Source organism: Dankookia sp. GCM10030260 (genome assembly GCF_042666655.1).
In the GTDB taxonomy this organism is placed as follows: Bacteria; Pseudomonadota; Alphaproteobacteria; order Acetobacterales; family Acetobacteraceae; genus Paracraurococcus.
Window position 1 is genome coordinate 702825 of sequence record NZ_JBHTDE010000002.1, and the last position, 25154, is coordinate 727978.

A 25154-nucleotide genomic window follows, 5' to 3' on the forward strand; every position below is an offset into this window, starting at 1 on the left:
CGCTTGCGGGTGGTGCCCGGGTTGGCCTAGGCCGTTGCCGTCCTGCTGGGAAGCCTGCCGTGTCCAAGCCCTGTCCCCTGTCCCGTCGCTTCGCCCTGACCTGCCTCGGCGCCGCCGCGTTGGCCGGCCGTGCGGCCGCCCAGCCGGCGCGGCCGACGACCCTTGTCGTGCCCTATGCCGCCGGCGGCGGCACCGACATCATCGGCCGCGAATTCGCCATCGGCTTCGCCGAGGCGCTGGCGCAGACCGTGGTGGTGGACAACCGCGGCGGCGCCGCCGGGCATGTCGGGGCGACCGGCGTGGCGCGCGCCCGCCCGGATGCGACGACGCTGCTGTTCGCGGTGTCCACCAACATCGTCGTCAACCCGCATCTGCAGAAAGGCGACCGGCTGGACCTGGCCACCGCGCTGCAGCCGGTGGCGCAGGTCTCCACCTATCAGTATGTGCTGGTGGTGCATCCCGACGTGCCGGCGCGGACCCTGGCCGAGCTGATCGCCCATATCAGGACGCGGCCGAAGGGTGACCTGACATACTCCTCGGGCGGGGTCGGCAATGCCAACCACTTGGCGGGCGTGCTGTTCTCGGAGGCCGCCGGCGTGACGATGGAACACGTCCCCTATCGTGGCACCGCGCCGGCGCTGCTGGACGTGGTGGCGGGACGGGTGACCATGAACTTCTCCTCACCGCCGCCCGCCCTGGCCCTGGTGCGGGAGGGCAAGCTGCGCGCCATCGCGGTGACCGGGGCGGCGCGCATCCCCGCGATCCCCGATGTCCCGACCCTGGGCGAGGCTGGGTTGCCGGGCGCGGTCATCACCGGCTGGCATGGCGTCTTCGCCCCGGCCGGCGTGCCGGCCGCGCAGATGGATGCGCTGGAGGCGGCGGCGCGCCGGGCCGCGAGCACGCCGCGCTACCGCGACCGCCTGGCGCATGACGGGCTGGAGCCGCCGCCCGACCGCCCGCGCGCGGCCTTCGCCGCGGCGGTGGTGCAGGAGAGCGGCTATTGGGCGCGGAAGGTACGGGAGCTTGACATCAAGCTCGAATAGCCGGCGCGCCTACCAGCGCCGGCCGCCCCAGCCGCGGTAATAGCCGAAGGATACCCCGGGCGCGTAGTACGGGTAGGGGTAGGCATACGGGTAGGGGTAGGCATAGGCCGGGGCCTGATAGGCGTAGGCCGGCGCGGAATAGCCAATGATGGCCGGGGCCGGCGCCGCCTGCACGCTGTTCCCGGCGCTGGCCATGCATTGGGTATAGGCCATGTCGTAGCGTTGCTGCAGGCTGGCGCCCGAGGCCTGGGCATTGCCGGCGCCGACCGCCGAGCCGCCCAGCAGGCCCGCGCCGGCGCCGATCGCCGCCCCGGCACCCATCGACCCGCTGACCGAGCCGATCAGCGCGCCGGCTGCGGCGCCGAGCCCGGTGCCGATGGCGGCGCTGCCGACCGCCGACTGGGTCGAGGCATTGGCCGGGGTATTCCCGCCGAGCTGCGCCTGGGCATAGTTGCGGCAGTTGTAGTCCTCGGCTTGGAAAGCGGCGAGGTCCTTGCCCTTGGCGGGCAGGGCGAGGACGCTCGGCCCGGCCGGCGGCGCCACGGCGCAGGCGGCGAGCGAGAGCGGGACGAGCAAGGCGAGAGCGGCGCGTGCGGTCTGCATGGTCCTGTCTTCCTGCCCATCGGCGTGCCGGGCATGATGCTGATATGGGTCTGGCCAAGCCGGTCCGCCGGTCTTGTTACGCGGAGAGACGTGGCGGCCGGCTTGCCGTCAGGTGGATCCTGCGACGAGGATTCTGGCGAAAAGCGGGACCGCGGCGGCCAGATCCGCCAAGGCCACGCATTCGTGCGGGGTATGCGCCGTCTCGATGGTCCCGGGGCCGAGGATGACGCAGGGGGCGATGTCCTGCAGCTCGGACGCATCGGTGCCGTAGGGCGCGGTGCGCGGGGCATGGCCGGTCAGGTCGGCGGCCAGGCGGATCAGCGGATGCTCCGGCGGCAGCTCGGGCGGCGCGCCCTCCTGCGTGATGTCGAGCGCGACCCCGGCGCGGTCCGCGGCGGCGCGCACCGCGGCCAGGATCGGCGCGGTGTCGAGGCTGCGGCTGGCGCGGAATTTGATGCGGGCGGTGGCGCGGCCGACGGTGACGTTCACCGCGGTGCCGTGGTTGTCCAGCACCAGGTTGAAGTCGCAGAAGGGCGGGTCGTAGGCGGGGTCCTGCAGCGCCGGGTCCTGCCGCAGCCGCTGCTGGATCTCCCGCATCTCGGCCAGGAAGGGGATCAGCGCCCAGTTGGCGTTGGTGCCCTGGCCGGTCGAGGAATGCGCCTGCACCCCGCTGGCGGTGGCGACGATGTTGCTGGACGAGCGGTGGCCGCGCACCGGGACGAGCCCAGTCGGTTCCGCCACCACGATTCCCTGCAGCCCGAGCGAGCGGGCGAAGGCACTGGCCGCGATGGCCCGGGCGCCGGCCTTGGTGGTCTCCTCGTCGGTGGTGATGAGCAGGGTCGCCGGGACATGCGCCGGGGCCGACTTCGCCGCCAGGATGCAGGCGGCCACCGCTCCCTTCATGTCGACGCTGCCCAGGCCGTGCAGGATTCCGGCATGGTCGATGCGCGGTGCCCAGGGGTCCTGCTGCCAGCCGGTCTCGGGCACGGTGTCCATGTGGCCGGACAGCGCATAGCCGCCCTTCGGCCCGCGATGCGCCACCAGCGCCCGCTTCTCCACCCCGTTGGCATCGCGGTAGTCGAGCCGCTCCACCTCGAAGCCGCGCAATTCGTGTTCGATATGGCCGGCAACGGCGAGGTTGGAGACGGCGGAGCGGCTGTCGAGGGCGACGAGCTCGGAGGCCAGGCGGGCGAGGGCATCTTGCATGGGCCGGATGCTTGCCGCGACGCGGCGAAAGGGCAAGTCTCCGCGGCATGGACACCCTGGCATATCTCGACCCCCGCAGCGGCCGGACCTGGCCGCTGGAGACCCCCCGCTGGTGCGGCGACCAGCAGGAGCCGCTGCTGCTGACCGACCTGCCGGGGCTTGCCCCAGCCGATATCGACCGCGGCACCCGCAGCCTCTGGCGCTACCGCGCCGCGCTGCCGCCCCTCGACGGCGCGCCGATCAGCATGGGGGAGGGCTGCACGCCGCTGGTGGAGCGCCGCTTCGGCGGCGCGACGGCCTTGCTGAAATGCGAATGGTTCATGCCGACCGGCAGCTTCAAGGACCGTGGTGCGTCGGTCATGCTGTCGCTGCTGCGGGCGCAGGGCATCCAGGCGGTGCTGGAGGACAGCTCGGGCAACGGCGGCGCGGCGGTCGCCGCCTATGCTGCGGCCGGCGGGATGCGGGCGAAGATCATGGTGCCGGCGAGCACCTCGCCCGCCAAGACGGTGCAGAGCCGGGCCACCGGGGCGGAGATCGTGCTCGTCCCCGGCAGCCGGCAGGACTGCGCCGACGCGGCGATGCAGGAGGCGGCGAACACCTTCTATGCCAGCCACAACTGGCATCCCTTCTTCCTGCAGGGCACCAAGACCCTGGCCTACGAGCTGTGGGAGGACCTTGGCTTCCGCGCGCCCGACAACGTCATCGTCCCCTGCGGCGCCGGGTCCAACGTGCTCGGCTGCGGCATCGGTTTCGCCGAGCTGCTGCGGGCCGGGCAGATCGACCACATGCCGCGCATCTTCGCAGCCCAGCCGGCCAATTGCGCGCCGATCGCCCGCGAATTCCTCGACCTCGATGCGGTCGCGGCGCAGCCGACCATCGCCGAGGGGACGGCCATCGCCCAGCCGATCCGCTCGCGCGAATGCATCGGCGTGCTGCGCCTGAGCCAGGGCGGCGCGGTGATGCTGTCCGAGGCCGAGATCGGCCAGGCCTGCCTCGACCTGGCGCGGTGCGGCGTCTATGTCGAGCCGACCTGCGCCCAGGCGGCCGCAGCCTTCGCCAGGCTGCTGGCCGCGGGTACGATCACCGCCGGGGAGACCACGGTGGTGGTGCTGACCGGCACCGGGCTGAAATCGACGCAGCGGGTGGCCGAGCTCCTGGGCGTCGCGCTGTAGCCATGGCCTGGGAGGAGCCCGTCGCCCGGGCCTTCCGCCTCGACGCCGCAGGCTGGGCGCGCCATGCCAATCCCTGGAGTGGCTGGACCCGCATGGCGGTGCTGCCGCTGCTGGCGCTGGCGGGCTGGAGCCGCGTCTGGATCGGCGGGTGGGCCGCGCTGCCGCTGGCCCTGCTGGTGGTGTTCCTCTGGCTGAACCCGCGGCTCTTCCCGCCGCCACGGCATCTCGATGCCTGGATCAGCCGCGGCGTGCTGGGCGAGCAGCGCTGGCTCGACCGGGACCGCGTGCCGGTCCCGCCGCAGCACCGGCGCCTGCCGCATCTGCTGGCCGCGCTCGCCGGGGCAGGCGCGATCGGGCTGGTCTATGGGGTGGTCATGCTGGAGCCGTGGCCCACCCTGCTGGGCCTGGTGGTGGCGTATCTGGGCAAGCTGTGGTTCATCGACCGGATGGTTTGGCTGCAGCAGGACATGGGTGGGGAACGGCGATGACTGGCAACGGACCGCGCATCGCGCTGCTCGGCTTCTCGATCGAGTGCAACCGCTTCGCCCCGGCGGCGACGCAGCGCGACTTCGACACCCGCTGCTGGCTGGAGGGTGAGGCCATCGTCGCCGACGCCCGCGGCCCGGCGCCCAAGGCCCTGGCCGAGATGCCGGGCTTCGTCGCCGACATGGATGCCACCGGCCCCTGGCAACCGCGGCCCACCCTGCTGGCCATGGCCGAGCCGAACGGGCCGGTCGAGCAGCCCGCCTTCGACCGGATGATGGCGATCTGGCGCGCGGGCCTTGAGCCGCTGCGCGGCCGGGTGGAGGGCGCCTATGCCGTGCTGCACGGCGCCGGGTTGACCACCGGATGCGATGACCCCGAGGGTGCGGTCCAGGCGCTGGTGCGCGAGGTGCTGGGCGACATCCCCTTCGTCTGCAGTTACGACCTCCACGCCAATGTCTCGGACGCCATGGTGCGGGATTGCGACGCCTTCGTCGGCTACCGCACCAACCCGCATCTCGACATGCGGGAGCGCGGGGCGGAGAGCGCGCAGCTGCTGCGCCGGCTGCTGGCGGGGGAGAAGGCCTATCGTGCCCTGGTCCGCCTGCCGATCGTGGCGCCGACCGTTTCCATGCTGACCGCCGCCGGCCCCTATGCCGAGGTGATCGACCTCGGCCAGGAATTGGCCGCGTTGGACCCGGCGATCTGGAATGTCTCGGTCATGGGCGGCTTCGCCTATGGCGACACGCCGTTCAACGGCATGGCGGTGGTGGTCACCGCGGCCGACCAGGCTTCGGCCGACACCATGGCCGAGCGCCTGGCCCGCGCCGCCTGGGCGCGGCGCGACCGCTTCGTGGCCGAGCTGACCCCGCTGCGGGTGGCGACGCGCCGGGCCAAGGAGAGCCCGGTGCCGCTGGCCTTCGCCGATGTCGCCGACAATCCCGGCGGCGGCGGGCGCGGCAACACCATGCATATCCTGGCCTCCTTCCTGGCCGCGGGCGTGGAGGGCTGCCTGATGGGCGTCATCCACGACCCGCTGCTGGCCGAGGAAGCGCATGGCCTGGGCGTCGGTGCCCGCTTCACCGCCCGCTTCAACCGGCCGCAGGGCACGCTGACGGCCGACGACGCCTTCAGCCGCCCCCTGGAAGCCGAGGCCGAGGTGGTGGCGCTGTCCGACGGCCGCGTCACCGGACGGCGCGGTATCTTCGCGGGGACCGCGATGACCTTGGGCGCGACGGCGGCGCTGCGGCTGGGCGGCATCACCGTCGTCGTCATCTCGATCCGCACGCAATGCGCCGACCCCGCTTTCCTCGAGCATCTCGGCCTCGACATCGGCGCCGCGCGCTGCGTCGTGGTGAAGTCGCGCGGGCATTTCCGCGGCGGCTTCGACGAGTTCTTCACCCCCGACCGGATCGTCGAGGTCGATGCGCCGGGCCTGACCTCCCCGGTCCTCACCCGCTTCGCCTGGACGAAGCTGCCGCGCCCGGTCCTGCCGATCGACCAGGATGCGCATTGGAGCCCCGCGCGATGACCCTCGACGACCTGCCGACGCCTTGCCTGGTGCTCGACCTGGATGTGCTGAAGCGGAACCTCTCGCTGATGCAGGCCGCGGTGGCACGCTTCCCCGGCCTCACCCTGCGGCCGCACATGAAGACGGCGAAGAGCATCGAGGTGGCGCGCCTCGCTGCGCCAGGGTTCGGCCCGATCACCGTCAGCACCTTGGCCGAGGCGCGGTACTTCGCCGCTTCCGGCTGGCACGACCAGATCTATGCCGTCGGCATCACCCCGGCGAAGCTGGACGCCGTCGCCGCGCTGAACGCCGCCGGCGCCGCGGTGAAGGTCATCACCGACGACGTCGAGGCCGCCCGCGCCATCGCCGCCCATCCCGGCGCGCTCCAGGCCCTGGTCGAGGTCGATGTCGGCGAGGCGCGCGGCGGCATCGCCCCGGATGGCGATGCGCTGGGCGCGATCGCCGCGGCGCTGGGCCCGCGCCTAACCGGCGTGCTGTCCCATTCCGGCCACAGCTATGCCGGCCGCAGCCCGGCCGACATGGCGGCCATCGCCGAGGCCGAGCGCCTGGCCATCACCACCGCCGCGGCGCGGCTGCGCGCAGGCGGCCTCGCGCTGCCGATCGTCTCGCTCGGCTCCTCGCCCACCGCGATGCATGCCGCGCGGATGGACGGCGTCACCGAGGTGCGGGCCGGGGTTTACATGTTCGGTGACCTGTTCCAGGGGCAGATCGCCACCCATCCGCTGGACGACATCGCCGTCACCGTGCTCGCATCCGTCATCGGCCGCCGTCCCGACCGCAACACGCTGCTCCTGGATGCAGGCGCCTTGGCGCTGTCGAAGGACCGCAGCACCCAGGCCGCGCCGCGCGACTGGGGCTTCGGGCGGGTGTTGGACCTGGCCGGGCAGCCGCTGCCGGGCGAGCCGATGGTCGCCCGCGCCTACCAGGAGCACGGCGAGGTGCATGCCGCGGCCCCGCTGCCCTTCGGCGATCTGCCGATCGGCGCCCGGCTGCGGGTGGTGCCGAACCATTCCTGCCTGACTGCCGCGGCGCATGACCGCTACCACGTGGTGGACGGCGGCCGGGAGGTCATCGCCACCTGGGACCGGGTGAACGGCTGGTAGCAGGCCTGCCTGCGACGAGGACGGCGCTGGAGCCGCCTGGGGAAGCCTCCCCTGCGCCGACCGCGGGGATCATCGTGCCGGAACCGCGCGGCGCCCTCGGCACGGGACCATGCGATCCCCGCGGGGCCACCGACCGGGTAGCCCTTGCATCGGAGGGCGGGGCCGGGAGAGGCTGCGGCCAGGAGAAGCATCCATGAGCCAAGCCCCGCTGTTCCCGCCCGCCCGCGTCGTCCCGCTCGGCGGCGGGGCGAAGCTGATCTTCTGCTCCGGCGTCACCGCCCGCGGCAGCGCCGCCGCCGGCGGCAGCACGCAGGACCAGGCGCGCGAATGCCTGGCCCGGCTGGAACGGGCCCTGGCCGGGGAAGGCGCGACGCTGGCGCACCTGCTGAAGATCACCACCTGGCTGTCCGACATGCGGCACTACGACGGCTTCAACGAGGTCCGCCGCGCCGCCTTCGCCGCCTTGGCGACGCCGCCCGCCAGCACCTGCGTCGGCGGCGCGCAGTTCACCACCACCGATGTCTGCATCGAGATCGAGGGCATCGCCGTGGTCCCGGCGCCCGCATGAGCCTCGCCGGGCACATCCGCGCGGAATCCGCCCGCCTCGCCGCGCTCTGCACCGCCTGCGGCGGCTGCGTCCAGGCCTGCCCGATGACGCCCTATGCCGCCGGCGTCGAGGCCGCCGAGCCCGCCGCGGTCGCCTTCGGCATGCGCGACATCCTCCGCGACGGGCCGGGCACGCCGGCGGCGCTGGCCTGGATCGGCGCCTGCACCCGCAGCGGCATCTGCACCCCGGCCTGCCCCGAGCACATCGACGCCGCCTTCATGCTGCGCCTGGCGCAGTGGCGGGCCAAGGGCGCGCTGGGCGAGCCGCCGCGCATCCCGGTGAAGGAGGACACCCAATTCTCCCCCAAGGTGAAGGCTTTTGCGAGGTTGACGCTGACCGAGGAGGAGCGGCGGGAATGGCTGTAGATACTCCGAAGCCGGCCGATTCAGCCCTGCGGGCTGCGCCCTCCGGCGATCGGACGGCCGACAAGGCGGTCTTCTGGTACGGCTGCAACATGACGCGGCATGGCGAGGTGATCCGCGCCACCACCCGCATCCTGGACCTGGTCGGCATGGATGCGGCGCCGGCCGGCGGCCCGGCCAGCTGCTGCGGCAGCCCGAAGGATGCCAGCGCCCGCATTGCCGAAGGCATGGCCCGCCGCACGATCACTCAGTTCAACGAGTCGGGCCGCGGCCAGGTCGTCACCTGGTGCCCCTCCTGCCACATGAACATGCAGGACAGCATGGCGCCGGTGACGCCCACCAATTTCGAGACGGTGCACGTGACCGAGGCGCTCTGGGCCCGGCGCGACCGCCTGGCACCGCTGCTGACGCGGCGGGTCGAGGCGCGCGTGCTGGTTCATGCGCATCATGGCTTCAACGGCCGCGTCGCGGTCAATGACCTGGTCCCCGCGCTGCTGCGGCTGATCCCCGGCGTCGTGGTGGCCGAGCACCCCTACCGCGCCCCCGGCCACATGTGTTCCGCCATCGCCGCCGTCCCCGGCGCGCTGGCCGATGCGCAGCGGGCGACGCTGGCCGCCATGGCGGCGACCGGCGCCGGCACGCTCTGCACCATCTTCCATTCCTGCCACCGCGAGGCCGTGGCGCTCGAACGCCACGGCATCCAGGTGCGCAACTGGATCCACCTGCTGGCCGAAAGCCTCGGCATCCCGGCCGAGGACGAGTACAAGGCCTGGCGCAACGCCGCCGACCCGCGCGCGGCGATCGGCGAGGATCGCATCGCCACCGCGGGGGACGTCGCCTTCACCCGGCTGCTGGAACCCGAATTGCGCAAGCCTCCCGTCGTCTGATCAGCTGTCGATCGTCAGGTTCAGCTTCTCGGTGATCTCGGTCCATTCGCGCAGGTTGCGGGCGATCTGCGCCTTGAAGGTCGCCGGGTCCTGGTAGCTCGGCACGGTATCGACCGCGAGCAGGCGCCGGTGCGTCTCCGGCTTCGCCGCGGCGATGCGGAACGCCTCCGTCAGCCGGTCCAGGACCGGCTGCGGCGTCCGCGCCGGGGCCAGCAGGCCGGAGAAGCCGCCGAAGGAGAAGCGCGCGGAAAAGCCCAGCTCCTTCAGCAGCGGCACCTCGCCGAGCGCCGGGATGCGGCGGTCGCCGGCGGTCGCCAGTGGGCGCACCCGGCCGGCCCGCATCATCTCCCCGGCCGCGGCCATGGAATGGAAGCCGCCATGGATGGCGCCCGAGAGGATGTCCTGCAGCATCGGCGTCTCGCCGCGATAGGCGATCTGCTCGGCCTGCAGCCCGGCTTCCTCGACCAGGAGCATGCCAAACGCATGCCCTGTCGAGCCCGGGGCATAGTTGCCGAGGGACAGGTCGCGCCCCTTGGCCCAGGCGGCGAAGGCCGGCCAGGTGGTGATCCCGGCCGGCACCTTCGGCCCGACGACGAAGGTGATCGAGGTGGTGCCGAGCCGGCCGATCGGCGCGAAGTCGTTGACCGGGTCGTAAGGGAAGCGGCGCATCACCACCGGCGTCTGCACATGGGTGGTGATGGTGAACAGCAGGGTATAGCCATCGGGCGCCACCTTGGCCGCGGCCTCGGTGCCGACCAGCCCGCCGGCGCCGCCGCGGTTCTCGATGACGATGGGCTGGCCGAGTTCCGGCTGCATGCCCTCGGCGGCGATGCGGGCCCAGGTATCGGTGCCGCCGCCGGGCGGGAAGGGGACGATGAAGCGGACCGGGCGGTCGGGGTAGCCGCCCTGGGCCAGGGCCGGCGAGGCAAGCGTGGCGGCGGCAAGGCCGAGCAGGCGGCGTCGATGCATGGGCGTCTCCGTGGTGGCGGCCGTCTGCGCGGCCGGTCATGCGCCAACCTGACCGCTCGCCGTGCCCGGCTCAACCCGTCGCGTAGAGATCGAGGCTCGCCGCCAGTTCCTCCCATTGCCGCAGGGTGCGGATCACCGATTGGCGGAAGGTCGCCGGGTCCTCGTAGCCCGGCGCGGTGTCGATGGCGCGCAGCTTGTGGATCATCTCGGGGCTGGTCGCCACCGTGCGGAAGACGGCGGTCAGCCGGTCGAGGATCGGCGCCGGGACGCGGGCCGGGGCGAACAGCCCGGTGAAGCCGGTGAAGTCGAAACGGCGGGAGTAGCCAAGCTCGATCAGCGTCGGCACCTCGGCGGCCAGCGACGGCACGCGGTCCGGCCCGCCGGTCGCCAGCGGGCGGATGCGCCGCGCCCGGATCATCTCGCCCGAGGCCGGCATGCCGTGGAAGCCGCCATGGAAGCTGCCCGAGAGCAGGTCCTGCAGCATCGGCGCCTCGCCCCGATAGGCCACCTGGGTCACCCGCAGCCCGGCCTCCTGCGCCAGCAGCAGGGCATAGGCATGGCCGGTGGAGCCCTGGCCATAATTGCCGAAGGCCAGGTCGCGGTTGCGGCCCCACTCCACGAACTCGGCCAGGGTGGTGATGGCGGCCGGGACGGTCGGGCCGACGCAGAAGGTGATGGCGGTGGTGCCGAGCCGTCCCACGGGGAAGAAATCCGCCACCGGGTCGTAGGGGAAGCGGCGGAAGGTGACGGGTGCCTGCACATGGGTGGTGATGTTGTAGAGCAGGGTATAGCCGTCCGGCGCGACCTTGGCCGCGACCTCGGTGCCCACCATGCCGCCGGCGCCGGCGCGGTTCTCGATCAGGATCGGCTGGCCGAGCTCGGCCTGCATGGCTTCCGCCACCATCTGGGCCCAGACATCGGTGCCGCCGCCGGCCGGGAAGGGGACGATGAAGCGGACCGGGCGGTCGGGGTAGCGCGGGCCGGCGCGGTCCTGCGCAAGGGCCGGGGCGGCGAGAGCCTGGGCGGCAAGGCCCAGGAAGGGACGTCGGCGCATCTGGTGGTCCTCCCATGCGGCCGCTCTGCGGCGGCTGCGCAGGAGAATCTTGGATCATGCCGGGCCAGGCGGGCGCAGCGGAATCCGCTGCCGCCCCCGCTGGCTCCACGCATCGTGAGCAGGCGGTCACCCCTCGGCGGTGATCCCCAGCCGGTCCACCAGCCCCTGCCAGAATTTGAGGTAGGCCTCGACATCGGCGCGGAAGGCGGCCGGCGGCAGGTACTGGGCGATGGTGTCGGTTTCCGCCAGGCGGCGCAGCACCTCCGGCCGGGCCATGGTCTGGCGGAAGGCGTCCACCAGCGTGGCCAGGATCGGCTCCGGCACCCGCGCCGGGGCAAAGAGCCCGATGAAGCCGGAATTGCCGAAATAGTCCGGGTAGCCGAGCGAGACGAAGGTCGGCACCGCCGGCAGGCTGGGGATGCCGCCGCGGCCGAGGGTGGCCAGCGGCCGCAGCCGGCCGCTGCGGATATGCTCGCCCGCACCCGTCATGGAATGGAAGGCGCAGCTCACCCGGCCGCCCAGCATGTCCTGCAGCAGCGGCGCCTCGCCGCGGTAGTGCACCGCGGTCATGTCGAGCCCTTCCAGGTCGGAGAAAGCCTGGGCCAGGGCATGGCCGGAGGAGCCGGGCGAGTAGGTGCCGAAGGCGAGTTGCTTCCCCTTCGCCCAGGCGACGAAATCCTTCAGCGTCGTCGCCGGGCAGTCCTCCCGCACGCAGAGCGGCAGCGGCGTGGTGCCGAACTTGCCGAGGAAGGCGAAGTCGTCGAGCTGGTAGGGCCAGCGCCGCAGCACCACCGGCGTCTGCACGAAATTGGCGATGTGGAACAGGATGGTATGGCCATCCGCCGGGGCGTTCTTCACCGCCTCCGTCCCGATCAGCCCGCCGGCGCCGGCGCGGTTCTCGATCACCACCGGCTGGCCGAGGATGCCGGCCATCGGCTCGGCGACCAGCCGGGCCCAGATATCGGTGGCACCGCCGGCCGGCAGCGGCACGACCATGCGGATCGGCCGGCTGGGGTAGGGCGCCTGGGCGAGGGCCGGGCTGGCGAGCAGCCCGGCGGCAAGCGTGGTGAAGGCGCGGCGGCGCATGCGAATCCTCCCGTAATGGATTTCCCGGAATCCTAGCCGAGGCCGGCGGGCCGTGCGAGCCGGGGTGTCACGGCGCGGAATGGTCCAGCCTTCCCATAGGGTCCTGGGCCTTGGTCGAGGAAAGCACCAGCCCGACGGGGGGCGGCTGCCTTGCAATGTCTCCCGCTTTGGTTGATAAATTTACTTTCCGGAGCCACTTGCAGGCATAGGAACGTTGAAGGGGAGCAAGGCTCCCTCTTGCCATCCAGCATTTCGAGGTTCCCATGGTCACGCCCAGCCGCGCCGGTCTCGCCGCGGGCCCGGTGCTCGTGCTGCTCGACACCGCATTCGCCCTGATTGCCTGGCCCGTCGCCCTCTGGCTGGCGCTCTCCCTGCTCAGCACGGCACCCTGGCCCCGCCTGCCGGCGGCGGCGCTGCATCCGCTGGCCTGCGTCCTGATGCTCTTTGCCCTCGGCCTCTATCGCCGGGACGCCTTGCAGCAGACCCGCCGCTCGCTCGGCCGGGCGCCCTTCGCGGTGCTGCTCGGCGGCGCCGGGGCCTCGGTCCTCGCCGCTCTGCTGCCGGAGCCCTTCGGCGTCGCCCAGGCCGGGTTGCTTTTCGCCGCGGCGGTGCCCTGCTTCACCCTGACCGCCTTCGCCGCCCGCGTCCTGCTGTTCCTGCTGCGCAGGCGGGAGGCGTTCCGCCGCCGCCTGGTCATCATCGGCGCCGGGCAGCGCGCCTTCGACCTGATCCTGCTGCTGCGGCGGGAAAGCGGCACGCTCGGCTACGACGTCGGCCTGATCCGCCACCCGGTGGATGCCGCGGTCGACCCGCGGCTGGCCGAGATGCGCAGCTGCTCGGTGCTGTCGGTGGACGCCGGCATCCTCGCCGCGGTACGGGAATTCGGCACCGACCAGATCGTGGTCGCCCCCGACGACCGCCGCGGCCTGCCGATGGAGGCGCTGCTGGCCTGCCGCACCTCGGGCTACCCGGTGCACGAGTACCTGCCTTTCCTCGAGAACGAGATCGGCCGCATCGACATCAAGCGGATCGAGCTGGGCTGGCTGCTCTATGCCGACGGCTTCCATTTCCGCCCGCTCGACCTGGCACTGAAGCGGGCGCTGGATATCGGCGCGGCGGCGCTGCTGCTGCTGCTGGCCGGGCCGGTGCTGCTGGCGGCGTGCGTGGCGGTGCGGGCCGAGGATGGCGGGCCGGCGCTGTACCGCCAGTCCCGGGTGACGCGGGGCGGGCGGGTCTTCCGCATCATGAAGCTGCGCACCATGCGGATGGACGCGGAGAAATTCGGCGCGGTCTATGCCCAGGCGCGTGACCCGCGGATCACCCGGATCGGCAATTTCCTTCGCCGAACCCGGATCGACGAGCTGCCGCAATTGCTGAACGTGCTGCGCGGCGACATGAGCTTCGTCGGGCCGCGGCCGGAGCGGCCGGAATTCACCGCCGACCTCGGCAAGAAGCTGCCGCTGTACGAGGAACGACACCTGGTGCGGGCCGGGCTGACCGGCTGGGCGCAGGTCAACTACCCCTATGGCGCCTCGCTCGACGACAGCCGCTCGAAGCTCAGCTACGACCTGTACTACGTGAAGAATTTCGGCGTGCTGTTCGACATCCTGATCATCCTGCAGACGCTGCGGGTGGTGCTCTGGCCGGGCAACACGGTGCGGTAGGTCCTACCGGTCGGGATAGTCCCGGCCGGGCCGCGGCTTGTAAGCCGGCAGCGACCAGCCGCGCCGGATCGCCACCGCGCGGATGCCGAAGGCCACCGCCATGCCGGCCAGCAGGGCCGGGTCGCGCCAGACGCCGTTGACCCGCAGCAGCACGAAGGTGGCGGCGCCGGCCAGCGCGGCCAGGGCATAGATCTCCTTCCGCAGCAGCAGCGGAATCTCGTTGCAGATGACGTCGCGCACCACGCCGCCGAAGGTCGCGGTGACGACGCCGAGCAGCACCGCCGCCCAGGGCTTCGCCCCCGCCAGCAGGGCGATCTCCGCCCCCAGCACGGCATAGAGCGCGAGGCCGACGGCATCCGCCCAGACCAGCACCAGGAAGCGGCTCTGCAGCCGGTGGGCGGTGAAGAAGACCACCACGGCGACGCTGCTGGCCACCGCCAGCCAGCTCGGGTCGCGCAGCCAGAAGGGCGGGGTCCGCCCGAGCAGCAGGTCGCGCAGCGTGCCGCCGCCGAAGCCGGTGACGGCCGCGATCAGGATGAAGCCCACCGCATCCATCCGCTTGCGCGAGGCGACCAGCGCGCCGGAGGCGGCGAAGACCGCGATGCCGGCCAGGTCCAGCCAGCGCAGCAGGGCGTCGAGCGTGGTCATCTCAATCCCGCAGCGCGCGACGGGCCGACCGCGCCCGCCACCACAGCGCCAGGCCGAAATAGCCCAAGGCCAGCGGGAGCAGCCCGAGCAGCACCACGAGAATCCGGTGCGCCAGGCCGAAGGCGGTGCCGGCATGCAGCGCGGTGAACCAGGCGGCGATCCGCCCGGCGGGGTGGGGCAAAGCGACGGCCAGGGCCCCGGTCGCGGTCTCCACCGTCACCACCTGGTCCGCGCCGGGCCAGGCCTCCGGCGGCACGAAGGCCATGGTGACGCGGCCGGTATCGCCCGGCGGGTCGAGCCAGGCCAGCCGCCAGCCCGGCCGTGCGGCCTCCGCCAGGGCGAGCGCGCCGGCCAGGTCGACCGGACCGTCGCCGGGGACCGGCGGCGGCTGCGGCGTCGCGCGGGTAACCCGGTAGAGCGCCCACTGCGTGGTCTGCGGGAAGGACAGCGCCAGCCCGGTGCCGACCGCGACCAGCAGCGGCAGCAGGGCGCGCAGCCCGAGCGCGGTGTGCAGGTTGGCCAGCCGCCGCCGGCCGCGCAGCCCGGCCTTGGAGAAGACCCGCTCCCGCCAGGTGACCACCGAGGGCCAGGCGGCCAGGGCCAGCCCCGCCAGCAGCAGCCCGAGCACCGGCAGGCCGAGGAAGCCGACGAAACGCTCGCCTTTCGGGATCAGCAGGTTGCGGTGCAGGTTGTAGGCGAGGTGGATGAGCTGGCCGCCCCAGCGCACCTCGCCCAGCACGGCGCCGGTGGCAGGGTCGAGATGCAGGCTGGTGCGGCCCTGGGGCAGGCGGAAATCGGCGCGGAAGGTCTCGCCCGGCGCCATCGGCGGGTGGACGCGGAGCGGCCCGTCGGTCGCCTGCGGCAGCGCCGCCGCGGCGGCCTCGACCAGCGCGGGCAGCGGCAGGGCGGGGCCGCCGGCGGGGGCGGCGAGGTGCCGCGTCTCGATCTCCGGCATGAAGGCCATCAGCGCGCCGGTCAGGCCGAGCAGGACGAACCAGGCGCCGAAGGCCAGGCCGAGCCAGCGGTGCAGGCGACGGAGCAGCCAGGCCATGCAGCCGCTATTCGGCCGGAACCGCGGCCGGCGCCCGCGCCGCGCGGGCGGTGCCTTGGGCGCTGCCGGCGCAGAGCAGCGAGAGGCCGAGCAACCCGGCCACCACCGGCAGCACCAGGCCGGGATGGCCCATGTCGATCAGGAAGCCGAGCGGCACCGGGGTGATGGCGGAGCCCAGCGGCAGGCCGGCGGAGACGAAGCCGAAGACCTTGCCTATCTGCCCCGGCGGGCAGGCATCCTTCAGCATGACGTCGCGCGGGGTGCGCGAGGTGCCGAGCGCGAGGCCGGCGCAGACCGCGACGACCGGCAGCACGGCATCCGGCAGCGGCATCAGGCCGGGCAGCAGCAGCAGCGCCATGGCGGCCAGGGTCAGCAGCGTGACCAGGCCGAGCAGGTTGCGCTTGGATTTGTCGGCGATCCAGCCGCCGACCAGGGTGCCGCCGGTGGCGCCGATCATGTAGCCGGTGAGCGCGGCCGAGGCGACCAGCACCGGCGTGCCCCACAACTTGCCGAGCACCGTGACCAGCCAGGACTGGATCCCCGACCCGGCCATGGAGCTCAGCAGGAAGAAGGCGAAGAACAGCAGCATCGGCCGGCTGAGCAGCAGCGCGCGGCCCGCGGGCCCGTCCGCCTGCGCCTTGGCCTTGGCCTGGTCGCGCAGCACGCCGCTCTGCAGCAGGATGGCCAGCACCACCGGGATGCCGAGCAGGCCCACGGTCAGCAGCGCCATGCGCCAGTCCATGATGGTGAGCAGCAGGGCGATCACCGGCGGGGCCAGGGCGAAGCCGAGGTTCCCGGTGAAGGTGTGCAGGGCGAAGGCACGACCGAGAAAGGACTTGCTGATACTGCCGGCCATGATGGCGTAGTCGGCCGGGTGGATGACGCTGTTGCCGACGCCGGACAGCACGGCCAGCGGCAGTATCATCCAGAAGGCCGGGGCGAAGGCCATGGCCGAGACCGACAGCGCCATCAGCAGCGTGCCGCCGACCAGGAAGGGGCGGGCGCCCCAGCGGTCCACCCAGAAGCCGACCGGGGTCTGCAGCAGGGCGGTGGTCCCGCTCATCAGCGCGACGGACAGGCCCAGGGTGGCGTAGGAGGCGCCGAATTCCTGGCGCCACACCAGGAACAGCGGCGGCAGGCAGAGCATGTAGAAATGCGAGAGGAAATGGCCGGTGCCGATCAGCGCGATGATGCGGGCATCGCGGGCGGGGGGCTGCTCGGGCGGCATACCGGGCGGGGCTCCGTGGACTGCGTCGCGGCGAAACTGCGCCGCGGGCAGGGCCGGGTCAATGCCAAGCTGGCATCGCTCGCGCGGAGGTTGGATCAGCCGGCGGGCGGTTGCGGGAACCAGTCCTCGGCCAGGATTTCGCGGTCGAGATCGAAACAGGGCTCCGCCGGGTCGGGTAGCGGCGCCATTGCGGCGCGGCTGTCGAATCCATCGAGCTCCAGGTCCCGACGCAGCGAGGCCACGGCACGTGCCCAGAGGTCGGCGGCGAGCTCGTCACGAGCGGCGCGCAAGGACGGGTTCTCCGCGAAGACATCCCGGAGCTGGTCCCGGAAGCCGTTGACGTCCTTTTTCCAGCGCTGCTCCGACTGGCGGTCGGGATGCAAGCGCAGCTTCAGGAGATGCTGGATGACTTGCAGCAGCAGGCTGCGGGCAGCGCGCCGCTGGGACTTGCCCAAATCCTCGATCTCTTCCGCAAGGTGGTTGAGATCGAGAGCATTCGGCCGCAGCGCCTCAGGCCAGGCGCGCAGCAGGGCGGCCTGGTCCTGAGTCCAGGCATAGAAGTCGCGTTCATAGAGTTCGCCGACGTCCGACATGCGGAGAGAATAGGCATGCCCCACGCCGATTTCCACGCTCAAGCCGCGGCGGCCAGGTCGGCGCCGGACAGGCTCTCCCGCAGGAAGCGCATCAAGGGCTCGGCCAGGGGGTTCTGCCCGGCCGTGTCGCCGAACAGGCACATCTCGACCGTACCCAGCGGAGGCAAACCCGGCACCTCGGCCAAGCCCGGGGGCAGGCCGCCGCGGCCCAGCACGGTCAGCGCGAAGCCGGCCTGCGCCGCGGCGGCGACGCCCAGCAGGCTGGCCGAGGTATAGACCACCTCGAAGCCCAGCCCGGCCCGGGCCAGCGCCGCCAGGGCGCGGTCGCGGAACATGCAGCCGGGCGGCAGCATCGCCAGGGGCAGGGGGCGCCCGTCCGGCGCTGTCCAGTCGGGCGCGGCGACCCAGACCACGCTCTCGGTCCAGATCGGCCGGCCAGCGGTCTCGCCGTCCCGGCGCTTGCCCAACACCAGGTCGAGCGCACCCTTCTCCTGCGCCGCGCGCAATTCGTGGCTGCGGCCGACCTCGACCTCGAGCCGCACCTCGGGCCAGGTGCGGGCGAAGCGGGCGAGCAGCGGGGCTAGGTTGCGCGGGACGAAATGGTCGGCGACGCCGAGCCGGAAGCGGCCGGCCACCGGCGGCGCCACCAGCCGGCGAACCGCCTCGTCATTCAGGGCCAGGATGCGGCGGGCATAGGCCAGCAGGGTCTCGCCGTCGCGGGTGAGGGCGATGCTGCGGCTGGTGCGGTCGAAGACCCGGCGTTGCACCAGATCCTCCAGCCGCTTCACCTTCAGGCTGACGGCGGACTGGGTCAGTCCGAGCGCTTGGCCGGCCGCGGTGAAGCCACCGCGTTCCGCCACGGCGACGAAGCCGCGGAGCAGGTCGAGGTCGAGGTCGGGGATGCGCATGGCATGAGGATCACTCATGCCATACGCGATTTCAATGAGGCCGGGCTATGGGTCAGACGTCCTCGTCGTCGAACCCCCCGCCCGAGGCGTCGTCATAGCCGGCATTGCCGGTGTCGAAGCCACCGCCGGCCGCATCGTCCGGTGCCGCATAGGCGTCCTGCCCGCCGCCGCCCCAGCCCTGGTCGGCCGCTGCGGTGCCCGGGTCGGTCCAGGGGGAGGAGGTCGGCACCGCCTCCTGGCCGAAGCCGCCGCCGCCTTCGAAGCCGGCCGCCTGGGCGGCGCCGCCATGGCCGGACAGCGCGCCCATCAGCATGTTGCCCAGCACCATGCCACCGGCCACGCCGGCCGCGGTGGTCAGCGCGGTGCCGAGGAAGCCGGAGCCGCCGCGGCCCTGCTGCAGCATCCCCGGGTTGTAGCCCGGCGGGTAGACCGGCTGCGGCGGCGGCGCCATGCGCGGCTGCGGCCTGGCGCCACCGCCGAACATGCCGCCGAACAGCCCGCCGCGGGACTGCTGCGCCGATTGCGCCTGGCCCTGCGCGTTCTGCACCTCCCATTCGAGCTGGCGGATGCGGTTCTGCGCCTCGACCAGCGCGGCTTCCTGCACGAAGGCGGTTTGGGTCAGGCGGTAGCGGGCTTCCGGGTAGCGGCCGAACAGGTCGGCGATCAGCGCATCGGCGTCGCGGTCGACCGGCGGCAGGGGCGCCCGGGCCTGGGTGGCCGGCACGCTGCTGCCGCCCCAGGGGCTGGCGGAGGCGGCGGGGGCGGGCGCCGCGCCGGCGACCCGCTCCACGTATTGGGTGATGATGCGGCGCTCTTCGTCGTTCATGGGTCCTGCGTCTCCCGTCGGCCGGGCGGATCGAAGCGGATCACCGGAGGGTCCCGCCAGCCGTGCGCCCGCGACGTGGCCCGGCGCGTTCCGGCTTTCAAGCTGGTGGCAAGGTTAAAATGAATTTCAGGCAATCTTTGCCGGCAGGCCGAGCCGGCGCCACTCGATCACCGGGCAGCGGTCCTGCACGAAGCGCAGCCCGGCCGCTCGTGCCCGCTCCCCCGCCGCGTCGTCGGTGACGCCGAGCTGCAGCCAGACGGTGCGGGCGCCGAGCCGGATCGCCTCGTCCACCACGGCGCCGGCATCCTGGCTGCGGCGGAAGACGTCCACCATGTCGAGCGGCCCGGCTTCGGCCAGTGCGGCGACCACCGGGGCGCCGTGCAGCGACCGCCCGGCGATGCCGGGATTGACCGGGGTGATGCTGTAGCCGCGGTCCGCCAGGAAGCCGGCGACGCCATGGCTCGGCCGGTCCGGCCGGTCGGAGGCGCCGACCACCGCGATGCGGCGGGTGGTCAGCAGGATGTCGCGGATCTCGTCTTCGGTCATGGCGAAGGCTCCTTGCTTCGGCAGGTCAACGCGCCAGCGGGGTCAGAATTCCTCCAGCAGCCGGCCGAAGCCGGCGAGGCGGTCGGTGATGCCGTTGGCCCGCAGCGCGTGCCAGTAGGTGGCGGTGTTGATGGCGATCACCGGCTTGCCGAGGAACAGCTCCGCCGCCGCGGCCAGCCGCACCATGGACAGGTTGGTGCCGACCTGGACGATGGCATCCACGTCGTCGCTGTCCAATGCCTTGATGGCGTCTCGGCAGCGGCCGGGCGGCACCGCGGCGATCCTGGTCCAGGACGGGCATTGCAGCGCGATGTCGCGCACCATGGTGAAGCCCATGTCGCCGAAGTAGCGGCTGACCTCGGCGTTCATCACCGGCCAGTAGGGCGACAGCACGGCGACCCGCCTGACCCCGCCATGGGCGTTCAACGCGGCGGCGCAGGCATGGCTTCCGATGCTGATGCCGATCCCGGAGACCGACCCGGCCGAGCGGAGGAAGCCATCCGCCCCCTTTGCCCCGCCGAAGAAGGTGACCGCCGACATGCCCATCACCAGGTGGTCCGGCGCGCAGGTCATGACGCTGCGCACGGCCTCCAGCACGTTGCCGCCGATCACATCGATTCCGGCGCGGAAGCGCTCGTTGCTCACGGCATCGGCGTCCGGGGTGAAGATCCGGCCGTAGTGGTTGGTGACGCCGACCGGCCGCATCGAATCGTAGTCGGGCTGCACGACAGTGTTGGTGGACGGCCCCATGACGCCGAATTTCCGCCGCCAGCCCAATGTGTCGCGCATCGGCCCGCTCCCGTCGCCGGCCGGCATCCTGCCACAGGTCCGAAACCCGGCCAGGAGTGCTTGCACGCGCGCGCCGCAGCCGGCATCACACGCCCATGGGCCTGTAGCTCAATGGTCAGAGCGGACCGCTCATAAGTGCGCCATGAGAGGGCGCTCCAACGCAGTCTACGGAGGTAGACGACAGTGAAGTAGAACTGTCTAAAGCAACGGCTAACCTGAACCCGAAAGGGCAAGGGGACAACAGCATGCCGTCAAAAGGCGGGTGAGGTGTAGTCAGAGACACCAAGAGGTCCGTCAGCTAAGCCAGGTATGGTGAATGCTAAACTGCGTGAAGCCCAATCCGATGGAACTCTTCGGCCAAGTGGCGGGAAATCTGGATGACACCCGCCGCCGGATGTGTCGGGGGAACGTTATGATCCCGCGGCAATACTTCCGTCCGGCTCCGCGTACCAAGTAGGTACGTTAAAAGATGAGTGGGCCACCTAACCCTGGACGACGTTGGAGCATCAACCATGGGACCGCCTAAGGGGAGCAATCCCTACGGTGGCAGAGGGATCGTAGTACCGGACTGGCAACGCTCGCCAGATGCGCTCGGGGTAACGCCCGAGGAACGGAAAGGGTCCCAGGTGACGAGCCTTCAGGCGATGTAGGATGATCCGGATGGATTACAAAGTTCTGCAAAGGTTGGAGGCACTGCGGAAGGTCAATGCGAACCCGACGTGGGTGAACGATGACCTCTACAGGCTCATGTATAAGTCTGACTTGTATGTGACAGCCTACGAGAGGATCAAAAGCTCACCGGGAAACATGACGCCGGGAGTGGATGAAAAGACGTTGGATGGGTTCTCGATGGTCACCATCGAAAACATCATCAAGGAAATGCGGAACGAGAGTTTCGTATTCTCCCGCGCTCGACGCATTCAAATCCCGAAAGCCAATGGAGGCAAACGTCCTTTGGGGATCGCTACACCGAAGGACAAGGTGGTTCAGGAAGCCATAAGGCTAATCCTGGAATGCATCTACGAAAGCCCCCACGGCCCCACATTTCGGGGATGCAGTCATGGGTTCCGGCCACAGCGGGGCACGCATACGGCGCTGCGAACTATCCGAATAGACTGGCAGGCTATAGGTTGGATGATCGAGGGAGACATCAAAGGCTGCTTCGATAACATCGACCATGACGTGCTAATCGGAGTGCTGAGGAAGAGGATACGCGACGAGCGTTTCATCAACCTCCTGCGGAAGGCGCTGAAAGCTGGATACATGGAGTTTCACACTCCTGTAAACAGCATCGTGGGAACCCCGCAAGGCAGCATCGTCTCGCCATTGCTGGCCAATATCTACCTCCACGAACTCGATGAGTTTGTGGAGGATAAGATCAGGCGCAGCTATGAGCGCGGCGGCACCAAGCGGATGACCACCCAGCATCGAACCCTCTCCCAGCAGATCTCGAAACTGAGTAAGGCAATCGACTCAGCGGAAGGAACTGCAAGGAAGGAACTCGTCCGACGTGTCACGCAAATGCGGTCTAGGCTTAGCCGAACGCCGTCGATGCGGAATGACGAAGGGCCAATCCGTATCAGGTACATCCGATACGCTGACGACTGGATGATCGGAGTGGACGGCCCCAAGCAGACGGCAGAGGCGATCAAAAAGGACGTCGCAGACTTCCTTGATGAAAACCTGCGCCTGACGCTCAGCATGGAGAAGACCCATATCCGCCATGCCAAGACGGAAGAAGCCTTCTTCCTAGGCACCCGGATTAAGGTCGGCTCCACGTCCCGTCGTGTTGTCAATATCCGCCGCAACGGGAAAGTCTTTCCAAAGCGGGTTACGGGTTGGCAACCGCAACTCAGAGCACCGGTTGACAAAATCGTCAGACGGCTTGCGGGTCGAGGGTTCTGCGATCCGAGCGGGAGCCCATGCCATAAGGCAGATTGGGAACAACTGGACGACGACCAGCTTGTGGAACTCTACAGTTCCATTAACCGTGGGTACTTGAACTTCTACAGTTTCAGTGCCAACTATGCGGGGCTAAGCCAAATCCAGTATATACTCAAATACTCCCTGGCGAAAACTCTCGCACGGAAACACAGAACCTCAGTTGCAAAGGTATTCGCCAAGCGAGGAGACCCACCTAGGGTCTCGGCTCCGACAGCCGGAGGTAAGAACCGGACAGTGACTTTCCACCAGGAGAGAAACTGGGCGGCGGACACACTGCGGTTTCGGACAACCGACGCGGGAACCCCAAAGGACGGAATGATTAACACTCAGACCCGCCTGCGGACCCGCTCAAAGCTGGGGAAGCACTGCTGCATCTGCGGAAAGGCTGATGGCGTTGAAATGCACCACATCCGTCACGTACTGAAGATGGGGCAGAAGACGACCGGCTTTGCCCGGCTGATGGCTACCATCAACCGCAAGCAAATCCCCGTTTGCAAGGAACACCATGACGCCATACATGGTGGTCTGTACGACGGAATCGGCCTGGGGTCGCTATATGACCCCGAACTCGCAGCGGCCTAGATCGGGAGTGTAGCCAAGGGGTTAAGGCGGCCAGCTCATAACTGGCAGACCGCAGGTTCGAATCCTGCCGCTCCCATCCCCTCGCTACACGCGCGGCGTCACTGGAGAGCCTCGTGGCTTGGAAACTTGCACGCGGGGTTCGGGAAGAGGCGGTTGTGGACCAGCAATGGTTGCGGCCGCCCACTTCATCGGTTTGGTTGCAGGTTCGAGTCCTGCCGGGCCCATCGTCCTCAGTTGAACAGCATGCCGCCATTTACCTGGACGGTCTGGCCGGTCATGTAGGCATTGCCGGCGACCATCAGGACGGCCTGGGCCACTTCCTCCGGCCTGCCCAGCCGGCCCAGCGGGATGGCGCGTGCCAGATCCTTTTCCCGCCCGCGGATCATCTCGGTGACGATCAGGGAGGGCGCCACCGCGTTCACCGTCACGCCGTCCTGCACCACGCGCGCGGCGTAGCCGCGCGTCAGCCCTTCCAGCCCCGCCTTCGAGGCATTGTAATGCACCCCCATCACCCCGGCGTTGCGCGCCGCGCCGGAGGAGATGTTGACCACCCGGCCCCAGCCGCGCGCCCGCATGCCCGGCAGCACCGCCTGGGTGCAGAGCCAAGCGGATTTCAGGTTCACCGCCATGGTGCGGTCGAACTCCGCCTCGGTCAGCGCCTCGATGTCGCGCCGCAGCGCGATGCCGGCATTGTTGACCAGGATGCCGATCGGGCCGAGCTGCGCCTCGGCGCGCGCCACCATGCGGGCCACGGCCTCGGAGTCCGCGACATCCGCCGCCACGGCGAGCGCCCGCCGGCCCAGGCCGCGGATCGCCGCGGCGACGGCTTCGGCCTCCACCGTGCGGTCGCGGTAATTGACCACGACATCCGCGCCGGCTTCGGCGAGGGCCAGCGCCACCGCCCGGCCGATCCCGCGGGAGGCGCCAGTGACGAGCGCCACGCGCCCGGCGAGGTCTGGACCGATCGGCATGGTGTCAGCTCTCCTGGGCCGCGAGCCAGGCGCGGATCTCCGCGTCGTGCTCGCCAAGGTCGGGCGCGCGGTGGCGGATGCCGGCGGGCGTGCCCTCCAGCCGCACCGGCGGGGCCAGATGGGGCAGGGGGCCGCGTTCGGGATCATTGAACGACGTCACCAGGCCGCGCGCCTGGCCCTGCGGATGGGCCAGGGCCTCGTCGTAGGAGAGCACCGGCTCGGAGGGGATGCCGGCTTGGCCGAACGCCTCCAGCCAATGCGCGCTCGGCCTTTGCGCCAAGGCCTCCTGCAGGATCTCGACCAAGGCGGCATTGTTGGCGACGCGGTCGGCATTCGCGGTGAAGCGCGCATCCTCGACCAGCTCCGGCCGGCCGAGGATCCGGCAGAGCGCGCGCCAGAATTTCTCCTTCGAGGCGCCCAGCGTCAGGTAGCCGTCCTGCGTGCGGAACACCCGGTAGGGCGCCGAGCCGCGATGCAACTGCCCGAGCCGCTGCGGCCGGGTGCCATGGGCGAAGACATGCGCGGCCTCGTAGACGCCGAGCGAGACGCCGGCCTCGAACAGCGACTGGTCGATCCGCTGGCCTATGCCGGTGCGGTGCCGCGCCTGCACCGCGCCGAGCACGGCGATCGCGGCATACATCCCGGCGGTGACATCGGTGATGGCGATCGGCAGCCGGTAGGGCTCGCCCTCGGCCGGGCCGTTGCCGGCCATCAGGCCGGACATGCCCTGCGCCATCATGTCGAGCCCGCCATGCGCCGCCCAGGGTCCGGTCCGGCCGAAGCCGGAGATCGAGCACCAGATCAGCCGCGGGTTGGCGTCCTGCAGCACCTCCCAGCCCAGGCCCAGTCGGTCCAGCGTGCCGGGGCGGAAATTCTCGACCAGGATATCGGCCCGCGCCGCGAGGCGGCGGACGAAGCCGACGTCCTCCGCCCGCTTCAGGTCGGCGGTGACGCTGCGCTTGTTGCGGTTCCACACGGCGAAGGGCTGGCTGCGACCCTCCACGAAGGGCGGCATGCGGCGGGCATCGTCGCCGCCGTCCGGGCGCTCCACCTTGATGACCTCGGCGCCCATGTCGCCGAGCAGCATGGTGCAGTAGGGGCCGGAGAGGAAATTCGTCAGGTCGAGGACCACCAGCCCGTCGAGCGCCGCCTGCATGGGACCCTTCCTCGCTTTGCCGCAGGGTCGGGGCCAGGGTGTCGGGCTGTCAAGCGAGGCGGCTGCCGCCAAGGCGCCTGATCCGCCGACCCGGATGCGCTATGCTGGGACGGTCAATGCCGCCGCCGCGAAGGGACAGGAT

Annotated in this window: 25 protein-coding genes and 1 tRNA gene; 11 read left to right on the forward strand and 15 right to left on the reverse strand. The window is 70.9% G+C overall.

The features are described 5' to 3' along the window. The first annotated feature begins 59 nt into the window (after positions 1–59). Positions 60–1043 carry a Bug family tripartite tricarboxylate transporter substrate binding protein gene (locus ACFQS7_RS09825; protein WP_380066864.1) on the forward strand — a complete coding sequence of 328 codons (984 nt, stop codon included), beginning with the start codon at positions 60–62 and terminating at the stop codon, positions 1041–1043. Between the two features lie 9 nt (positions 1044–1052). Here ACFQS7_RS09825 and ACFQS7_RS09830 read toward each other — a convergent pair whose 3' ends face one another. Together ACFQS7_RS09830 and ACFQS7_RS09835 are read right to left on the reverse strand one after the other, a co-directional pair. After that, on the reverse strand, positions 1053–1646 hold the full coding sequence (locus tag ACFQS7_RS09830) for a glycine zipper family protein (protein WP_380066865.1): 594 nt from the start codon (positions 1644–1646) through the stop codon (positions 1053–1055). A gap of 108 nt (positions 1647–1754) precedes the next feature. Next, positions 1755–2852 (reverse strand): M20/M25/M40 family metallo-hydrolase, encoded by a 1098-nt coding sequence (locus ACFQS7_RS09835; RefSeq protein ID WP_380066866.1) that lies wholly within the window; start codon positions 2850–2852, stop codon positions 1755–1757. Between the two features lie 47 nt (positions 2853–2899). On the opposite strand from ACFQS7_RS09835, the gene ACFQS7_RS09840 reads away from it, so the two are divergent. The 7 genes from ACFQS7_RS09840 (at position 2900) to ACFQS7_RS09870 (ending at position 8997) form a co-directional block, all read left to right on the forward strand. Then, a complete protein-coding gene (locus ACFQS7_RS09840) occupies positions 2900–4024 on the forward strand; it encodes a pyridoxal-phosphate dependent enzyme (protein ID WP_380066867.1) in 1125 nt (374 codons plus the stop codon). Between the two features lie 2 nt (positions 4025–4026). Then, on the forward strand, positions 4027–4512 hold the full coding sequence (locus ACFQS7_RS09845) for a DUF6653 family protein (RefSeq protein WP_380066868.1): 486 nt from the start codon (positions 4027–4029) through the stop codon (positions 4510–4512). Next, positions 4509–6038 carry a M81 family metallopeptidase gene (locus tag ACFQS7_RS09850; protein WP_380066869.1) on the forward strand — a complete coding sequence of 510 codons (1530 nt, stop codon included), beginning with the start codon at positions 4509–4511 and terminating at the stop codon, positions 6036–6038. Before ACFQS7_RS09845 ends, ACFQS7_RS09850 begins: the two co-directional genes overlap by 4 nt. Further along, entirely contained in the window at positions 6035–7141 is a 1107-nt protein-coding gene (locus tag ACFQS7_RS09855) for an alanine racemase (RefSeq protein ID WP_380066870.1), read from the forward strand. The genes ACFQS7_RS09850 and ACFQS7_RS09855 overlap by 4 nt, the downstream gene beginning before the upstream one ends. 193 nt (positions 7142–7334) lie before the next feature. Beyond that, positions 7335–7709 carry a RidA family protein gene (locus ACFQS7_RS09860; protein ID WP_380066871.1) on the forward strand — a complete coding sequence of 125 codons (375 nt, stop codon included), beginning with the start codon at positions 7335–7337 and terminating at the stop codon, positions 7707–7709. Continuing rightward, positions 7706–8113, forward strand: coding sequence for a 4Fe-4S dicluster domain-containing protein (locus ACFQS7_RS09865; RefSeq protein ID WP_380066872.1), 408 nt, complete (start codon positions 7706–7708; stop codon positions 8111–8113). Before ACFQS7_RS09860 ends, ACFQS7_RS09865 begins: the two co-directional genes overlap by 4 nt. Then, a complete protein-coding gene (locus ACFQS7_RS09870) occupies positions 8104–8997 on the forward strand; it encodes a heterodisulfide reductase-related iron-sulfur binding cluster (RefSeq protein ID WP_380066873.1) in 894 nt (297 codons plus the stop codon). The genes ACFQS7_RS09865 and ACFQS7_RS09870 overlap by 10 nt, the downstream gene beginning before the upstream one ends. On the opposite strand, the gene ACFQS7_RS09875 is transcribed toward ACFQS7_RS09870, so the two are convergent. The 3 genes from ACFQS7_RS09875 to ACFQS7_RS09885 form a co-directional block, all read right to left on the reverse strand. Further along, positions 8998–9966, reverse strand: coding sequence for a Bug family tripartite tricarboxylate transporter substrate binding protein (locus tag ACFQS7_RS09875; protein WP_380066874.1), 969 nt, complete (start codon positions 9964–9966; stop codon positions 8998–9000). A 70-nt stretch (positions 9967–10036) separates the two neighbouring features. Then, positions 10037–11020: a tripartite tricarboxylate transporter substrate binding protein gene (locus tag ACFQS7_RS09880; protein ID WP_380066875.1), complete on the reverse strand. Its 984-nt coding sequence runs from the start codon at positions 11018–11020 to the stop codon at positions 10037–10039. Positions 11021–11146: 126 nt separating this feature from the next. Further along, positions 11147–12106 carry a Bug family tripartite tricarboxylate transporter substrate binding protein gene (locus tag ACFQS7_RS09885; protein WP_380066876.1) on the reverse strand — a complete coding sequence of 320 codons (960 nt, stop codon included), beginning with the start codon at positions 12104–12106 and terminating at the stop codon, positions 11147–11149. Positions 12107–12369: 263 nt separating this feature from the next. On the opposite strand from ACFQS7_RS09885, the gene ACFQS7_RS09890 reads away from it, so the two are divergent. Further along, on the forward strand, positions 12370–13770 hold the full coding sequence (locus tag ACFQS7_RS09890; protein ID WP_380066877.1) for a TIGR03013 family XrtA/PEP-CTERM system glycosyltransferase: 1401 nt from the start codon (positions 12370–12372) through the stop codon (positions 13768–13770). Positions 13771–13773: 3 nt separating this feature from the next. On the opposite strand, the gene ACFQS7_RS09895 is transcribed toward ACFQS7_RS09890, so the two are convergent. The 8 genes from ACFQS7_RS09895 to ACFQS7_RS09930 all read right to left on the reverse strand — a co-directional run bounded on the left by ACFQS7_RS09895 (position 13774) and on the right by ACFQS7_RS09930 (position 20359). Then, on the reverse strand, positions 13774–14418 hold the full coding sequence (locus ACFQS7_RS09895; RefSeq protein ID WP_380066878.1) for a trimeric intracellular cation channel family protein: 645 nt from the start codon (positions 14416–14418) through the stop codon (positions 13774–13776). Position 14419: 1 nt separating this feature from the next. Further along, a complete protein-coding gene (locus ACFQS7_RS09900) occupies positions 14420–15469 on the reverse strand; it encodes a PepSY-associated TM helix domain-containing protein (protein WP_380066879.1) in 1050 nt (349 codons plus the stop codon). A 7-nt stretch (positions 15470–15476) separates the two neighbouring features. Then, on the reverse strand, positions 15477–16697 hold the full coding sequence (locus tag ACFQS7_RS09905; protein ID WP_380066880.1) for an MFS transporter: 1221 nt from the start codon (positions 16695–16697) through the stop codon (positions 15477–15479). A 95-nt stretch (positions 16698–16792) separates the two neighbouring features. Further along, positions 16793–17326, reverse strand: coding sequence for a DUF29 domain-containing protein (locus ACFQS7_RS09910; protein WP_380067240.1), 534 nt, complete (start codon positions 17324–17326; stop codon positions 16793–16795). A gap of 2 nt (positions 17327–17328) precedes the next feature. Beyond that, positions 17329–18216 (reverse strand): LysR family transcriptional regulator, encoded by an 888-nt coding sequence (locus tag ACFQS7_RS09915; RefSeq protein ID WP_380066881.1) that lies wholly within the window; start codon positions 18214–18216, stop codon positions 17329–17331. Positions 18217–18250: 34 nt separating this feature from the next. After that, complete coding sequence (locus ACFQS7_RS09920; RefSeq protein ID WP_380066882.1) at positions 18251–19024, reverse strand: DUF2076 domain-containing protein; 774 nt, start codon at positions 19022–19024, stop codon at positions 18251–18253. A 126-nt stretch (positions 19025–19150) separates the two neighbouring features. Continuing rightward, positions 19151–19570, reverse strand: a complete 420-nt coding sequence (locus ACFQS7_RS09925; protein WP_380066883.1) for a CoA-binding protein — start codon at positions 19568–19570, stop codon at positions 19151–19153. Between the two features lie 42 nt (positions 19571–19612). Then, entirely contained in the window at positions 19613–20359 is a 747-nt protein-coding gene (locus ACFQS7_RS09930) for an arylmalonate decarboxylase (RefSeq protein ID WP_380066884.1), read from the reverse strand. A 651-nt stretch (positions 20360–21010) separates the two neighbouring features. On the opposite strand from ACFQS7_RS09930, the gene ACFQS7_RS09935 reads away from it, so the two are divergent. Continuing rightward, a complete protein-coding gene (locus tag ACFQS7_RS09935) occupies positions 21011–22885 on the forward strand; it encodes a reverse transcriptase domain-containing protein (protein ID WP_380066885.1) in 1875 nt (624 codons plus the stop codon). Between the two features lie 3 nt (positions 22886–22888). After that, positions 22889–22961 (forward strand) — tRNA-Ile (locus ACFQS7_RS09940). Positions 22962–23115: 154 nt separating this feature from the next. Here ACFQS7_RS09940 and ACFQS7_RS09945 read toward each other — a convergent pair. Together ACFQS7_RS09945 and ACFQS7_RS09950 are read right to left on the reverse strand one after the other, a co-directional pair. After that, positions 23116–23856: an SDR family NAD(P)-dependent oxidoreductase gene (locus tag ACFQS7_RS09945; RefSeq protein ID WP_380066886.1), complete on the reverse strand. Its 741-nt coding sequence runs from the start codon at positions 23854–23856 to the stop codon at positions 23116–23118. Positions 23857–23860: 4 nt separating this feature from the next. After that, entirely contained in the window at positions 23861–25012 is a 1152-nt protein-coding gene (locus ACFQS7_RS09950) for a CaiB/BaiF CoA transferase family protein (protein ID WP_380066887.1), read from the reverse strand. Between the last annotated feature and the right edge of the window lie 142 nt (positions 25013–25154).